The following is a 15,671-nucleotide window of genomic DNA, read 5'->3' as shown; positions in this document are numbered from 1 at the left end:
GTGGCCAACCACCGGCGGAGTCTGTGGAGAGAAGGTCCGTGGCCAAGGGAAACCCTGAACAGGCGACCGTGAGCGGAACGCAGCAGCCGCCATCATCGTCGAGCGCGCTGGCCAGGGTACGAGAGGCAGCAAGAAGGGACTCGCAATTGCAGTTCACCAACCTGTTGCACCATCTCACCGTCGATCTGCTTCACCATGCCTACCAGTCATTACAGCGGCAGGCGGCCAGCGGAGTGGACGGGGTGAGTTGGCGTGAATATGGCCAGGAGGACATACGGGAGAAACTGGTGGACCTCCATGAGCGCATTCACAGCGGCCGTTACCGGGCCAAGCCGAGCCGTCGCATTTGGATTCCCAAGAGCGACGGTCGCCAACGGCCCATCGGCATAGCCGCCCTGGAGGACAAGATAGTCCAACAGGCGCTGGTCTGGGTACTTCAGGCGATCTATGAAGTGGATTTCCTGGGCTTCAGCTACGGGTCTCGCCCCGGCCGAAGCGCCCATAACGCGCTGGATGCGGTCTATGTGGCGATCTCGCAAAGGAAGGTAAACTGGATTTTGGACGCGGACATCCGCAGTTTCTTCGACAGCGTGGATCACGCTTGGCTGATGAAATTTGTGGAACACCGGGTCAAGGATCGCCGGGTACTGCGGCTGATCGGCAAGTTTTTGCGGGCCGGAGTATCCGAGGATGGCGAGTGGTCCAAGACGGTGGTGGGGACGCCACAAGGTGCAGTGATTTCGCCGTTGCTGGCGAACATCTATCTGCACTACGCCTTGGACCTGTGGGCTACCTGGTGGCGGGAGAATCGAGCCCGTGGCGAGGTGTACATCGTGCGGTATTGCGATGACTTCGTGGTAGGTTTCCAGTACCGCTCCGACGCGGAGCAATTCCGGCAGGCCCTGGCGGCGAGGATGGACCGTTTCGGCCTGGAATTGCACGATGACAAAACCCGGTTGATCGAATTCGGCCGATTTGCCATCGAAAACCGCAAGGAACGGGATGAGGGAAAGCCGGAGACATTCGACTTTCTCGGTTTCACCCATATCTGCGCGAAGAGGAAGGCGGACGGTTGTTTCACCATCCGCCGCAAGACCATAGCCAAGCGTCTGCGGTCCAAGTTGAGCTCGGTGCGTCAGGCGCTGAAACGCGGCATGCACCGCCCGCTCCCTGAGCAGGCCAAATGGCTACGGGCGGTGGTCCAAGGGCACTTCAACTATTTTGGAGTCCCCGGCAACCACCAGGCAATGGATGCCTTTCGCTCCGAAGCGATCAAAGGTTGGCTGCGTGCCCTACGTCGCCGCAGTCACAAAGGGTCAAACCTGACCTGGCAACGCTTGCAGAAATGGATAAGACGCTGGATACCGACGGCGAGAGTAACCCACCCATACCCGAATCAGCGCCTCTGCGTCTGACCCGAGGCAGGAGCCCGGTGCGGTAGTCCCGTACGCCGGGATCTGCGCGGGGGGTGCCGGGCAACCGGCATCCCTACCGCGACTCATTTTCTCCACTGCGAGGGCCGTCGGTTGGTGGATGCCCATGGCTTGATATCTGTTGTGAGTGGGTTGAAGTAACAACAAAAGGAGAGAATTGGTGCCACTTGAATTCGGTGTTTGGAGAATAGACGGCGGGCTAAAACCCGTTGATTTCAGCCCGCTTGATATTGAGTCACGGCTGGAGGACATCCTCGATGCGAACATCGGTATCGCTTCGCCGAATTGGCTCGTCATCGGACGTCAAGTGCGTACCGATCACGGGCTGTTTATCGACATGCTTGCGATTGATGGTGATGCAAATCTCGTTGTGCTCGAACTCAAGCGCGACAAAACATATCGCGACATCATTGCCCAGGTGCTCGACTACGGCTCGTGGGTACGCGACCTTACGGATGATCGAATTGCACAGATCTTCGACGAATATCAGAAGCGTTGGCACAAGGATCACGCCTTGATCTCAATTGACGAGGCATTCAAGAAGAAATTCGGCATCTCGATGCCGGACGAGATGAACTCAAGCCACGAACTTGTAGTTGTGGCGGCGAATTTAGACGCTAGCACCGAGCGTATAGTCCGGTATCTTGCTGATGAATATGGTGTCCGAATAAACGCGGTGTTTTTCCAAGTCTTCCAGGACGACGGACGTGAATACCTGGGCAGGGCATGGCTCCGCGACCCTGCGGAAGTAACGGCTGGCCTGAGCGAGGTGATTAAAACTGGTGAGTGGAACGGAGAGTACTACGTTTCTTTCGGCTACGACCATGAAGTGGTCCGAGATGGCCTCAAGCGGGGTTATCTCGTCGCTGGTGGCGGATTGTGGTATTCAAAGACGCTTGAGATGCTTAAGCCGGGTGACCGCATCTGGGTGAACGTGCCAGGCTCGGGGTATGTCGGAGTGGGGGAAGTCACTCAGGAAATGCAGCCGGTAGATAAATTCATGGTAGCTGGAGAAGGAGGCAAAAACTTGCCAATCGCCACAGTATCGTCGGCAGCTGCTTCGCTCCGGCCTTCGACGGATGACCCCGACAAGACAGACTACCTGGTAGGCGTTAATTGGCTGAAGACCGTTGATCCGAAGCAGGCTATTCGCGAGAAGGGATTTTTTGGAAATCAAAACTCGGTCGCTCGTCCCCGTTCTCTGAAGTGGGACCACACGGTTGAGCGACTGAAGACACGATTCGGTATTAGGTAGAACAGGATCTAAGTGCGAAAATGGTGTGTTGACCCCATTTCCCATACCATTTCCCATGATATTTGAGATTGAGAGAAACTGGTGACAACGATCGACTTCACGCGAATTCGTAGCACCCCGAAAAGCCGCAATGACAGTTTCGAGTCACTCGCGGTTCAACTCTTCCGTAGTACCTGCAAGGTGCCTACGGGCTCAACCTTCGTTAGTCTGAGAGGGGATGGCGGCGATGGTGGTGTCGAAGCCTACTTTCGTACGCCTAGCGGCACCGTTCTTGGTGTTCAGGCCAAGTACTTCTTTCAACTTGGGTCGTCCGAGCTTGGCCAGCTTGATGGCTCACTGCAAACCGCGCTCAGCAATCACCCGACTCTGTCTGAGTACTGGGTGTACATCCCCTTCGACCTCACGGGACGAGTAGCCACTGGGCGACGAGGCAAGAGCCAAGCCGAGCGATTCGAAGAATGGAAGAGCAAGGTGGAGGCTGGAGCATCCGCCAGAGGCTCCCAACTAACCGTCGCGTTGTGTACTGCGGCGGTTATTCGGGGCCAGCTGCTCGACCTCGACCCCCATGGCGGGATGCGCAGGTACTGGTTTGACAACTCGGTGCTGACGGACACGCAGATTCAGCGCTGCTTGGATGAGGCAACGGCATTCGCGGGTCCAAGGTACACAGCCGCGCTTGATATTGTCACAGGCGCGCATGTCGGCCTTGACTTCTTTGGCGGGATAGGCGACTTCCAAGTTTGGCGTGACGAGTCGTTTACGCCAGTGATCGCTGAACTTCGTTCGCTCAAGGGATGGGGTGACAAGGCGATCAGCATCCTTGGCGAATCTGACGCTACGACGGTTCGCAAGTTGATTACCCAAGTCATTGCTGCGTGCGAAGGCATGAAGAATTTCTTGCTGGCTGCCTCGGGTGGCGTTGAGGCCAGCCAGCACCTGGCAAGCCTCTTGCCGCTTCTTACCAAGGCACGAGAGGCTCAGGAGCAAGCATTTTACAGCAAGCACGGAAGGGAATACGACACCCCTGGTTTCAGACAATTCCATGCTGAGTATATGTGCAACTTCCCTGCGGGGGATATGGATGCCGCGCGCAAGTGGGAAGAACAAGCACTACGGCTTCAAGCTGTGCTCTCTTCGCAGGAAATTGGTGCGGCGACAACACGCTCTCTACTGTTGGTTGGTCCAGCAGGTATTGGCAAGACCCATGCGATTGTGAGTTCTGCGCTACGTCGGCTTTCGCGCGGAGGACACTCATTGGTTGTGTTCGGTGACGACTTTGGCAAGGCGGAACCATGGGAGGTGATACGCAGCAAACTGGGATTCGGCGCAAGCGTCGCTCGCGCTACCCTGTTGGAATGCCTACAGGCATGTGCAGAGCACACGGGCTTCCCCTTCGTCATCTACATCGATGCCCTGAATGAGAGCCCTCGCCACGCGCGTTGGAAGAATAAGCTCCCGGAGTTCCTAGCCCAATGTAAGCCCTATGCCGGCATCAAAGTATGCGTGTCTACGAGAGACACTTACCGAGATTTAGTAGTCGATTCGCGGTTTCCGGGCTTTGCCTTCGAGCATGTAGGGTTCGCCGGCCAGGAGTTCGAGGCAGTTCAGGCTTTTGCAGCTCACTATGGGCTTGACACCGAGATAACGCCGCTCTTTTCGCCTGAGCTCAGCAACCCACTTTTCCTGCATTTGGCATGTAGGACACTCAAGGACGAAGGGCGCACCTCGTTGGATGTCTCCCTGCCAGGATTCGCAGCACTCTTGGAAGGTCATCTGAAACATTGTGACGCCCTTGTTCGGGGAAGGTTGCAGTACTCGAATCCTCGAAATCTCATACGGTCGGCAATGATGCGCCTCGCAGAGGTCCTGACTCAGAACCTGCCGCAAGAGCGGACCTGGGAGGCTTGCACAGCCGTTTTGAAAGAAATAACTGGCGCAGAGATTGCTCCAGAGGCCCTGCTCAAGGAACTCGAGCATGAGGGGCTCGTTATTCTCTCGGTGGGGGAAGGTGATGCCTGGCTGGTTCGGCTGGGGTATCAGCGGTACGGCGATGTTCTTCGCGCAACAAATCTTATCGAAGGTGTAATGCAGTCATCAGGTGTGGATATACCTGCACTGGCTTCAAAGCTCGGTGGGCTGCCCGCAGACGAAGAGGGGTTGTTGGAGGCATTGGCGGCTATTCTTCCCGAGAAGACAGGCTTAGAGGTGACCTCGAACGAACTGGGGCTCGACCCGGTACTTGCATATCGGTTATTCACCAATGCACTTGTTTGGCGTTCTCGCGCCAGCATTACATACGACGTGGACGATCATGTATATGGAGCGCTATACACGCCGGGCCTTTGGCAGGAGGTCTATGAAGTTTTCTTTTGTCTGAGCCTTGTGCCAGACCACCGCTTGAATGCAGCAAACTGGCTTGGTCCATTCCTGCGTCGTTCTTCAATGGTGGACCGCGATGCGTACCTCTCTGTCGCCGCGTTCAAGTCGTTCGACGCTAAAGGTGCAGTTTGGTCCCTCATCAATGCAGCTCTTCGCGCGGACATTCAAAGGTGGCCATTGGAGAGCAAACGTTTGGCGGCCTTCGCGCTTGCCTGGCTGACCTCATGCGCCGATAGGAGGGTGCGGGATCTTTCCGCGAAGGGGCTCGCAAGAGTTGTTGCTAGCCAGCCCGATCTTGGACGAGAACTCGCTGATGAATTCAATGAGTGTGATGACGACTACATCCTTGAAATGATTCCACTCGCAATCTACAGCGCATGCTTGCTTGAACGTGGCCGCCGACAGGAGTTCTCCTCCATGCTAGATGGGTTGTTGGTTCCTGCGTTCGACACCCCGAATGTCTTGGTGCGAGACTCTCTGCGCTTGCTAGGGCGATTGATGCGGGATGTCGGTCTTTCTGCTGGGCTGCTGAAGCGTCTGGATGTGTTCCCCCGAAAGGTCCCCGCTCCCCGTATATGGCCGACCCTCGATGACGCAAAACCACTGCTTGAACTCGATGGCTTGTCGTTAAACATGGAACTCTGGGGCTCGCGCCTTGGTCCCGATTTCTGGCGATACCAAGTTGAATCGAAGATTAGGAATTTCGACTTGGAAAGCGCGGGAATAAGTCAGGAGAACATCGCGTGCTGGATTATGGTCGAGACCCTGGAGCTTGGTTATCCTGGCTACAAGGAATGCGCGCTTTACACGGATCGGGTACTAAGTAGTGAGTACGGAACTGGTCGTGGCCGCAAGGGGTATGCAGAACGGCTGGGCAAAAAGTATTACTGGATATTGCTTCATCGGCTCATCGGCGTACTCGCAGACAACGTTGTGCCAAAGAAGCCCTCGTATTCTGACTGGATGCCTGGCCAGGAGCATCTGTGGTCGGTCAATGTCCGCAAAGTAGATCTTACCGATGTTCGAGACATCAGTCCGACCTGCGATTATCCAGACGAGGTGCTTCAAGGCCCCCGGTATACCTTTCCAGGCGGTGCGAGCGACATCAAACAATGGGTACCGTCAGAGGACTTCACGCCGCACCAGCAATGCATCGTTCGAACTTCCCAAACTGGTGATGAGTGGATTGCGCTTTCCCTAAGCGCCAGAGACGATGACAGGCTTCCTGGAGATGATTCATGGAGCAAGCCGTACTTAGGAGTAAGCCTGTTCTACACCAGTATATTTGTCGATGGGACGTTGCCAGCTTTTGGAAGCGGAGGCTCTGAAATGGATTCTTTCGATAGCCAAGGGGCGAGCTGCTATCGCGGCTATCTTGCCGAGTATCCTGATGGTCCGGTGTTCGATCAGGTGGCGGAAGAGGGCAACTTCTACAGAGGTCCGAATGGCATGGAATTTTCGGGGGTGACGTTGTTACGCGGAGGCGAGTGGGAATACGACTACTCGCATACGACGCCGGAGCGGCAAGACCACCTTTGCGTCCCATGCCTAGATGTAGTGAAGATCTTGGGCCTGCAATGGGACAGGCAGAGAGGCTGGATTGATTTCAGTGGCGAATTAGAGGCCTTTGAGTCACACGCAAAGCGGCGGAACGGACTTTTTATTCGCCGTTCCAGCCTTAACAAGTACCTTATGATCACGAGACGCAAGTTGGTGTTCCGGCGCTTTGCAAACTGTGGTTTCTTCAATAATAATGGAACAGACAGTTCGCAAATTGACTTATTCACTTGGCTACTTTATCAGCCTAAAGGCGACCCGAAAATTCTGAAGCAGGCCTGTCGGCCCTACAACTGCGAGCGCCCTAACGATCAAGCCGTGAACACTAAATTCCCCTTCTAGGGCAATGACTGACGGAAGTGGGGACAGATCTATTTTTCACAGAAATGAATTAAGGATGTGATTTTCAACCAGCGGGTAGCGCGGTCAAGCCGCTCACCCGCGCGGGTAAACCGCGTACTTTTTCCTTAGCTTCTTTTTTTTTGAGCTGGATAGTTACACCCGTACAACACGGATACAAAAGACGGGCATAATGCCCAATCACAAAAGAAAAACCATGCCCATAAAACAACCAACCAAAAAACCCACCAAAAGCTTCGAACAAACCCTCTGGGAAACCGCCGACCGGCTGCGGGGGACGGTGGAGTCCTCCGAGTACAAGCATGTGGTGCTCAGCCTCATCTTCCTCAAGTTCGTCAGCGACAAGTTCGAGCAGCGCAAGCGGGAGCTGATCGCCGAGGGCCAGGGGGACTATGTCGACATGGTGGAGTTCTACACCATGCAGAACGTTTTCTACCTGCCCGAGGAGGCGCGCTGGTCCACCATCCGGAAAGCGGCCAAGCAGGATGACATCGCGGTGCGGATCGACACCGCCCTGCACACGGTGGAGAAGAACAACCCGGCCCTGCGCGGCGCCCTGCCGGACAACTACTTCTCCCGCCTGAGGCTGGATGCCAGCAAGCTGGCGGCCCTGATCGACTCCATCAACAACATCGACACCGTCGCCGACCGTGAGCAGGATGTGGTGGGCCGGGTTTACGAATACTTCCTCGGCAAGTTCGCCGCCACCGAGGGCAAGGGCGGCGGCGAGTTCTATACCCCCAAGTGCGTGGTCAAGCTGATCGCCGAGATGATCGAGCCTTTCCGGGGCAAGATCTACGACCCCTGCTGCGGCTCCGGCGGGATGTTCGTGCAATCGGTCAAATTCGTCGAAAGCCACCGGGGCAGCAAGAAGGATATCTCCATCTACGGCCAGGAATACACCTCCACCACCTACAAGCTCTCCAAGATGAACCTGGCGATCCGGGGCATTGCCGCCAACCTGGGCGAAGCCCCCGCCGACACCTTCTTCAAGGACCAGCACCCGGACCTCAAGGCTGACTTCATCATGGCCAATCCGCCCTTCAATCTCAAGGAGTGGCGGGCCGCAGGCGAGCTGACCGACGACCCGCGCTGGGCCGGCTACGAAGTGCCCCCCACCGGCAACGCCAACTACGCCTGGATTCTGCACATGGTCTCCAAGCTCTCGGAAAACGGCGTCGCCGGCTTTGTGTTGGCCAACGGCTCCATGTCCACCAACACCTCCGGCGAGGGCCTGATCCGCCGCAAGCTGATCGAAAACGACCTGATCGACTGCATGATCGCCATGCCCGGCCAGCTCTTCTACACCACCCAGATCCCGGTCTGCCTCTGGTTTATCACCAGGAACAAAAAGGCCCAGCGGATCGAAGGCCACAGCGACAGCAGCCACCGCGACCGCCGGGGCGAAACCCTCTTTATCGACGCCCGCAATATGGGCACCATGATCGACCGCACCCACAAGGAACTGACCTGCGACGACATCGCCGAGATCGCCCGCAGCTACCACGCCTGGCGCGGCGAAGCCAAGGACGGCGCCTACCAGGACCAACCCGGCTTCTGCAAGGCCGCCACCCTGGCGGAAATCAAGGCCAACGACTACGTCCTGACCCCGGGCCGCTACGTCGGCGCCGCCGAGATCGATGACGACGGCATCCCCTTCGAGGAAAAGATGGCCGAGCTGAGCCAGACCCTCTACCGGCAGATGGCCGAATCGGAAAAGCTTGATGTGGTGATTCGCAGGAATTTGGAGGCGTTGGGTTATGGGGGGTGAATGGACAACAATTGGAGAAATCGCTGAGATTTTTGATGGTCCGCACGCGACACCAAAGAAGATTGAAGAGGGGCCGTACTTTTTAAGTATCTCTAGCTTGGAAAATGGCAAGCTAGACCTGTCTAAATCAGCAAGAGTAAGCGAAGATCAGTTTGTAAGGTGGACAAAGCGCGTAACACCTAGAGTTGGTGATGTTTTGTTTTCTTACGAGACACGCCTTGGTGAAGCCGCGTTGATGCCTGCTGGAATCAGGGCATGCCTAGGACGACGCATGGGCTTACTTCGGCCTAATATTGACAGAGTTGATCCACGTTACCTGCTATTCGCTTATCTCGGACCAGATTTCCAAAGAGAGATTCGGACACGAACAAATAGTGGAGCAACTGTAGATAGACTTGCTCTGAAAGAACTGCCTGAATTCCCCATTCGAATTCCTCCGCTGAGCGAGCAAAAAGCCATCGCCCACATCCTCGGCACCCTTGACGACAAAATCGAACTCAACCGCCGGATGAACGCCACGCTGGAGGCGATGGCGCGGGCGCTGTTCAAGAGCTGGTTTGTCGATTTCGACCCGGTCATCGACAACGCCCTGGCCGCCGGCAACCCCTTCCCCGAACCCCTGCAAGCCCGCGCCAAGGCCCGCAAAGCCCTGGGCGACCAGCGCAAACCCCTGGGCGACCAGCGCAAACCCCTGGGCGACCAGCGCAAACCCCTGGGCGACCAGCGCAAACCCCTCCCCGCAGCGATTCAAAAACAGTTCCCCAGCCGCTTCCTCTTCACCGAAGAAATGGGCTGGGTGCCGGAGGGGTGGGAAGTGTTGCCGGTAAGTCAGGCTATCGACATCAATCCCAGGGTTGCGTTGAGGAAGGGCCAAAAGGCGAAATATGTCGATATGAAGGCGCTCCCGACTTCCGGCTACACTGTTGATGAGGTGGTGGAAAAGGCATATTCCGGTGGGGCAAAATTTTGCAATGGGGACGTGTTGTTGGCTCGGATAACCCCTTGCCTGGAGAACGGAAAGACAGGTGTGGTCGATTTCCTGGAAGAAAGCGAGCCAGGTTTCGGCTCAACTGAATTTATCGTACTCAGGGCAAAGGGTGTCATCGGAACACCATTTATAGCTACGCTTGCCCGTGATGATAATTTCAGAAAACACTGTGTAACCAGCATGGTTGGTTCGTCTGGGAGACAGCGCGTCCAAAATGCCTGTTTTGACTCGTATTATGTATGCATACCTGGCAGCAGCACCATTATGGTGGAGTTTCACGGCACATGCGCTCCCATGTTTGAAAAAATGACGGCCCTAAAAAATGAAACCCGTACTGTGGCAATATTACGCGACACCCTGCTCCCCAAACTGATCTCCGGCCAACTCCGCATCCCCGATGCCGAACAACTGCTTGCCGAGGTTGCCTGAGCATGACCAGGCAGCGATCCATCCGGCTACAGAAAGAGCCGGTAATCCGCATTCAGTACGGCGGCCAGTTTTCGGGCCCGCTCCTTGCCGATGGGGCGCCTGCCGTTTTCCATTTCCGAGATATGGCGCTGGGGAATTCCGGTCAATTCGGCCAGTTGGGCCTGGGTAAGGTCTTCGCGATAACGGTAGCCGCGCAGGGCAACGGCCCATTCCGGCTGGCCGGTAAAATGTTTGGCGTAAAACTGATCGGCCGTGATCCCGTCTGCTCCGTTCGCGGCCGGCTCGACCGCGGCCACAAAACGCTTGATCCGCTCCACGTTGGCCGGATGAACCTTGAGCCGGAGCGTAACCAGTTCCTTGTCAGTACGGGGCTTTTTCATGGGTGCCGGCATAGACGATCTCCACGGTGATGGTGGCCTTGTCTTCGGTCCAAACCGCCACATAGGTCGGTTTGCCTTTCTTGAGATGGCAGTGGTGCTGGTGGGGCCCCAGATTGGAGTAATTCGGCCAGTCACCCGAACCGGGCCACCTCGGCGAATACTGGCCATCAGCGCATAAAGCGCGGCAAGAGCCCCTTTGGGCAGCTTCAGGCTCTGCTTCTCGGCCTTCTTGGTCAGATTGACCTGCCATTGCATAATTAATATACCTTTTATGAGTATAAGTCAAGACGCCGCCGACATGCAGTTCTTGCCGGATATACGGAATGTATTCGATAGGGGATGATAATACAAACCGCGAATCTCCTTTTGATCGCGGTTGTATTTATGGTAAGGGTTTCAACAACCCCGATGCGAAAAAACTTGTAGAGGTGGACAGTGGAACGACGCTGAATGTTTAACTTGACAACGAAAGGAATATTCCTTACTTTTGTTGTAAAACAAACGAAGGAGTAACGCCATGCCAGCCATTCACCAAGTCGCCACCATTACCGCCAAGGGGCAGATTACCTTACCGAAACCGATCCGGCAGGCGCTGGGGGTGGATTTAGGCGGCAAAGTCGCCTTTGATCTGGTCGGTTCCCAAGTGGTGGTCAGCCGGGCGGAAGCTGCTTCCCACGAGGATCCGGCCATCGCCGGCTTTCTCTCCTTACTGGAGAAGGAGATCCGGGCCGGCAAACACCTTGACGCGCTGCCTGACGATCTGGCCCGCTCCCTCCTCGCGGCCACCGGGCGTTCCGTCGATTCGGAGGAAGAGATCACGGGCGATGTGGCCCTGTGATGCAGCGGCACGGCTGGAACCTGCTATTTCACATCTGCCTGATTGAGCAGCTCCGGAAACTCGAGACCGCTGCCGCCCGCGCCAAGGATAATGACCCCGCCGGTTTTACTTCCAACGCCAACGTGCGGCTGTTCAACACCCTGGCGCACCTGATCATGGACGCAATACCCAGTGATCCCGGCCACGAGAAATATCGTCAGGGCAACACCTTGGGGCCGTCCTTCCGGCATTGGCGCCGGGCCAAAATCGGTCGGCGCTTCCGCTTGTTTTTCCGCTTTGATTCCATCGTCAGGATCATCATTTTTGCCTGGGTCAACGACCAGCACACCCTCCGCTCTGCGGGCAGCAAAACCGATCCTTACGCCGTCTTCCAGAAAATGCTGCAACGCGGTAATCCTCCGGATGACTGGGAAGGCTTGATGACGGCAAGCAAGAGCGATTGGAAGTAGGGGCCGGTTATGTCCGTCAGCCAACCACGCGCACTTTCCCGCCGAATCCTGCCAGGGAGTGAACGTGCCCTCGCCCCGAGAATTTCTGACGTTCTATCGGCGTAACCATTGATAATGTTAGAGCAAGGGGTGAGGCGTGACCTTTAATGAAGCCAAGCTGGAACAGGCGATCATCACCCTGCTGGGGGAGCAGGGTTACCCGCACTTTAAGGGCGAGGCGCTGGCGCGGCGGTCTGACGAGGTTCTGCTGCGGGACGATCTGGGCGAGTTTCTGGCCCGCCGTCACGGCGACGAGGGGATCACCGCCGGCGAGATTGCTTCCATCTGCCGCCGGCTGGAACGGCTGCCGGCCCTTGATCTTTATGAATCCAACCGGACCATCCACCGGCTGGTGGCCGACGGTTTTCTGCTCAAGCGCGAGGATCGCAGCCGCAAGGATCTTTACATCCAACTGATCGATTACGCCGGGCTGCCCGCCCAGCGCCTCCCCCGCCCCGGCGAGGTGGAGACCCTGACGGGGGAGCAGTCGCCCGCCTACCGGGCCGACGGCAATATCTACCGGCTGGTCAGCCAGTTGGAGGTGGTCGGCCACGAAAAGCGGATTCCCGATGCCGTGCTCTACCTCAACGGCCTGCCCCTGGTGGTCTTCGAGTTCAAGAGCGCCATCCGGGAAGAGGCCACCATTCACGATGCCTACGTCCAACTGACCACCCGCTATGTCCGGGCGATTCCCGAGCTGATGAAGTACAACGCCCTCTGCGTGATCAGCGACGGGGTCAACAGCCGGCTGGGCTCGCTGTTCGCCCCCTACGAGTTTTTCTATACCTGGCGCAAGGTCAGCGGCGAGGAAACCATCGACCAGGACGGGATCAACGCCCTCCATACCATGATCGCCGGGCTGTTCGACCAGGACCGGCTGCGCCAGGTGATCCGCCACTTCATCTACTTCCCCGATGTCTCCAAGCGCGAGGAGAAGGTGGTCTGCCGCTATCCCCAGTTCTACGCGGCGACCAAACTCTACCAAAATATCCTGGCCCACCGGAAGCTGCCGGACGGCACGGGGGGCGACGGCAAGGGCGGCACCTACTTCGGCGCCACCGGCTGCGGCAAGAGCTTCACCATGCTCTTTCTCACCCGGCTGCTGATGAAGAGCCTGGAGTTCGAGAGCCCGACCATCGTGCTGATCACCGACCGCACCGATCTCGATGCCCAGCTCGCCCACCAGTTCACCAACGCCAAGGGCTATATCGGCGACCAGACGGTGATCAGCGTCGAGAGCCGGGCCCGCTTGCGGGAGCTGCTCAAGGGCCGCAACAGCGGCGGGGTCTTTCTGACCACGGTGCAGAAGTTCACCGAGGATACCCGACTGCTCAGCGACCGGGCCAATATCATCTGCATCTCTGATGAGGCCCATCGCAGCCAGGTCAATCTCGACCAGAAGGTGCGGCTGACCGAAAACGGAGTCAAGCGCACCTTCGGCTTTGCCAAGTACCTGCACGATTCCCTGCCCAATGCCACCTATGTCGGCTTCACCGGCACCCCAATCGACGCCACCCTGGATGTCTTCGGCCCGGTGGTCGATGCCTACACCATGACCGAGTCGGTGAAGGACGAGATCACCGTGCGCATCGTCTATGAGGGGCGGGCGGCCAAGGTGATCCTGGACAACGGCAAGCTCGAAGAGATCGAGGCCTATTACGCCAAGTGCGCCGAGGAGGGGGCCAGCGACTACCAGATCGAGGAGAGCAAGAAGGCCAGCGCCCGGATGCACGCCATCCTGGGCGACCCGGACCGGATTCGGGCCCTGGCGGTGGATTTTGTCCACCACTACCAGCGGCGGCTGGAGGAGGGCGCCAGCGTAATGGGCAAGGCAATGTTCGTCTGCAGCAAGCGCGAGATCGCCTACGCCCTGTGGCGGGAGCTGATCGCCCTGCGGCCGGAGTGGAACCGGGCGCGGGCCGGCGGCGAAGGGGCGGAATTGAGCGCGGCCGAGCGGCGGGAGATCAAGCCCATGGAGCGGGTCAAGCTGATCATGACCAGGAGCCCGGACGACCCCAAAGAGCTCTACGACCTGCTGGGCACCCCGGAGTACCGCAAGGAGCTGGACCGCCAGTTCAAGCAGCCGGAGTCCAACTTCAAGATCGCCATCGTGGTCGATATGTGGCTCACCGGCTTCGACGTGCCCTTTCTGGACACCATCTATATCGACAAGCCGATCCAGCGCCACAACCTGATCCAGACCATCTCGCGGGTCAACCGCCGCTACGCGGGCAAGGAGAAGGGGCTGGTGGTGGACTATATCGGGATCAAGAAGCAGATGAACCTGGCCCTGGCCCACTACAACCAGGCCGACCGGCAGAACATCGAGGAGATCGGACAGTCGCTGGTGGTGGTCAGGGACCACCTCGACCTGCTGGGCCGGATCTTCCATCGCTTCGACACCACCCCCTATTTCGTAACTGATCACGGGGTCGACGGGGTAAGCGGTCACGGGGTGCCGCAGGTTGCGGCAAGCGAGACGGTAAAGCGTACATCAGTAGGTGAGCCGGCTCGATCGCCGCAAGATGCGGTGCCCCGTGATCGCTTAACCTATTTCCGGGGCAGCCCGGTGGCGCAGCTCAATTGCCTCAACCAGGCGGCGGAGTATGTGCAGATTACCGACCAGATCGAAAAGCGCTTCATGCGCCTGGTCAAGCGCCTCAAGGCCGCCTACGACATCTGCAGCGGCTCGGAGGAGCTGAGCCGGGAGGAGCGCGACCGGATTCACTTCTACCTGGCGGTGCGCTCCATCGTTTTCAAGCTGACCAAAGGGGATGCCCCGGATACCGCCCGGATGAACGCCCGGGTGCGGGAGCTGATCGGCGAGGCCCTGCAGAGCGCGGGGGTGGAGGAAATTTTCAAGCTGGGGGAAGATAAGGCCGGCGAAATCGATATCTTCGCCGACGACTACCTGGCCCGGATCGAGAAGATCAAGCTCCCCAACACCAAAATCAAGCTCCTGCAGCAACTGCTGGCCCGGGCGATCGCCGACTTCAAGCAGGTCAACAAGACCCGGGGGCTCGATTTTGCCAGGAAGTTCAAGGCCCTGGTGGATGTTTACAACCAGCGCAAGGAAGAGGACGTGCTGGTCGGCAACGTGCTGGAGGATTTTTCCGCCGAGATCATCGACCTGATCCAGGCCCTGAAAAAGGAGCGCGACTCCTTCGCCGATTTAGGCATCGACCTGGAAGAGAAAGCCTTCTACGACATCCTCAAGGATCTGATGATCAAATACGACTTCAGCTACCCCGAGGATAAGCTGCTCGCCCTGGCCAAAGCGGTCAAGCTGGTGGTGGACGACAAGGTCAGATACACCGACTGGAACCAGCGGGCGGACATCAAGGCCGAACTCAAGGTGGACCTGATCCTGGTCCTGGCCAAGCACGGCTACCCCCCGGTGGACCGCGACGAAGTTTACCGGGAAATCTTCGAACAGGCCGAGAATTTCAAGCAATACCAGCAGGCCCGGAAAAATTGGGGTCAGAAAAATTGGGGTCAGACACCATTTTCTCCCCAGGGATAAACAGAAAAGAGAACAGAAAAGGGGTCAGACCCCTTTGAACATTCTCAAGAATTAAGACTGACAAGGGGGAAGTGATACCCCCAAGGAGCTAACCAGAATGAAGACCCTGAAAGCAGCCTTGCTCACTCTACCGATTGTTCTGGCGCTGACCATACCGGCATGGGCCCTGCCCGGGGTAGAGAAGAGAGCCCCAACCCCACCGCCGCCCCAAGTGGTCGCCCAGGGAAATAACTTACCCCAACATGAGGGGTGGCGGGACCGCTACGACCG

9 protein-coding genes and 1 pseudogene are annotated in these 15,671 nt (G+C 57.5%); 8 read left to right on the top strand and 2 right to left on the bottom strand.

Going from position 1 to position 15,671, the window contains the following annotated elements; all coding sequences use genetic code 11:
* From ltrA to ACHHTY_RS06455, 5 genes are all read left to right on the top strand, one after another.
* The coding region (gene ltrA, locus ACHHTY_RS06475; RefSeq protein ID WP_395493287.1) for a group II intron reverse transcriptase/maturase at window positions 1-1,415 on the top strand (1,415 nt) is incomplete at its 5' end.
* Between the two features lie 178 nt (window positions 1,416-1,593).
* Window positions 1,594-2,688 carry a hypothetical protein gene (locus ACHHTY_RS06470; protein ID WP_395493286.1) on the top strand — a complete coding sequence of 365 codons (1,095 nt, stop codon included), beginning with the start codon at window positions 1,594-1,596 and terminating at the stop codon, window positions 2,686-2,688.
* A gap of 81 nt (window positions 2,689-2,769) precedes the next feature.
* A complete protein-coding gene (locus tag ACHHTY_RS06465; RefSeq protein WP_395493285.1) occupies window positions 2,770-6,966 on the top strand; it encodes an NACHT domain-containing protein in 4,197 nt (1,398 codons plus the stop codon).
* A gap of 214 nt (window positions 6,967-7,180) precedes the next feature.
* The gene (locus ACHHTY_RS06460; protein WP_395493284.1) at window positions 7,181-8,755 is read left to right on the top strand and encodes a type I restriction-modification system subunit M; all 1,575 of its coding nucleotides are present in this window, start codon (window positions 7,181-7,183) and stop codon (window positions 8,753-8,755) included.
* On the top strand, window positions 8,745-10,172 hold the full coding sequence (locus ACHHTY_RS06455; RefSeq protein WP_395493283.1) for a restriction endonuclease subunit S: 1,428 nt from the start codon (window positions 8,745-8,747) through the stop codon (window positions 10,170-10,172). Before ACHHTY_RS06460 ends, ACHHTY_RS06455 begins: the two co-directional genes overlap by 11 nt.
* A 26-nt stretch (window positions 10,173-10,198) precedes the next feature.
* Here ACHHTY_RS06455 and ACHHTY_RS06450 read toward each other — a convergent pair whose 3' ends face one another.
* Both ACHHTY_RS06450 and ACHHTY_RS06445 read right to left on the bottom strand, forming a co-directional pair.
* Window positions 10,199-10,564, bottom strand: coding sequence for a helix-turn-helix domain-containing protein (locus ACHHTY_RS06450; RefSeq protein ID WP_395493282.1), 366 nt, complete (start codon window positions 10,562-10,564; stop codon window positions 10,199-10,201).
* Window positions 10,533-10,807, bottom strand: a pseudogene (locus ACHHTY_RS06445) (cytotoxic translational repressor of toxin-antitoxin stability system). Before ACHHTY_RS06445 ends, ACHHTY_RS06450 begins: the two are co-directional and overlap by 32 nt.
* Window positions 10,808-11,069: 262 nt before the next feature.
* Here ACHHTY_RS06445 and ACHHTY_RS06440 point away from each other — a divergent pair.
* The 3 genes from ACHHTY_RS06440 to ACHHTY_RS06430 all read left to right on the top strand — a co-directional run bounded on the left by ACHHTY_RS06440 (window position 11,070) and on the right by ACHHTY_RS06430 (window position 15,401).
* Window positions 11,070-11,390 (top strand): type II toxin-antitoxin system PrlF family antitoxin, encoded by a 321-nt coding sequence (locus tag ACHHTY_RS06440; protein WP_395493281.1) that lies wholly within the window; start codon window positions 11,070-11,072, stop codon window positions 11,388-11,390.
* Entirely contained in the window at window positions 11,390-11,839 is a 450-nt protein-coding gene (locus ACHHTY_RS06435) for a type II toxin-antitoxin system YhaV family toxin (RefSeq protein ID WP_395493280.1), read from the top strand. The genes ACHHTY_RS06440 and ACHHTY_RS06435 overlap by 1 nt, the downstream gene beginning before the upstream one ends.
* A 136-nt stretch (window positions 11,840-11,975) precedes the next feature.
* On the top strand, window positions 11,976-15,401 hold the full coding sequence (locus tag ACHHTY_RS06430) for a type I restriction endonuclease subunit R (RefSeq protein ID WP_395493279.1): 3,426 nt from the start codon (window positions 11,976-11,978) through the stop codon (window positions 15,399-15,401).
* The last annotated feature ends 270 nt before the right edge of the window (window positions 15,402-15,671 follow it).

Origin of the sequence: Desulfurivibrio nitratireducens, from assembly GCF_044068515.1 — a bacterium.
Lineage (GTDB): Bacteria > Desulfobacterota > Desulfobulbia > Desulfobulbales > Desulfurivibrionaceae > Desulfurivibrio.
The sequence above is the reverse complement of the archived record's forward strand: the minus strand, read 5'-3'. Positions and strand labels throughout refer to the sequence as shown.

Bases quoted from the DNA above. Each gene is read 5' to 3' on its own strand.
- ACHHTY_RS06455 (WP_395493283.1), top strand. From the start codon at position 8,745: ATGGGGGGTGAATGGACAACAATTGGAGAAATCGCTGAGATTTTTGAT.
- ACHHTY_RS06440 (WP_395493281.1), top strand. From the start codon at position 11,070: ATGCCAGCCATTCACCAAGTCGCCACCATTACCGCCAAGGGGCAGATT.
- ACHHTY_RS06435 (WP_395493280.1), top strand. From the start codon at position 11,390: ATGCAGCGGCACGGCTGGAACCTGCTATTTCACATCTGCCTGATTGAG.
- ACHHTY_RS06450 (WP_395493282.1), bottom strand. From the start codon at position 10,564: ATGCCGGCACCCATGAAAAAGCCCCGTACTGACAAGGAACTGGTTACG.
- ACHHTY_RS06460 (WP_395493284.1), top strand. From the start codon at position 7,181: ATGCCCATAAAACAACCAACCAAAAAACCCACCAAAAGCTTCGAACAA.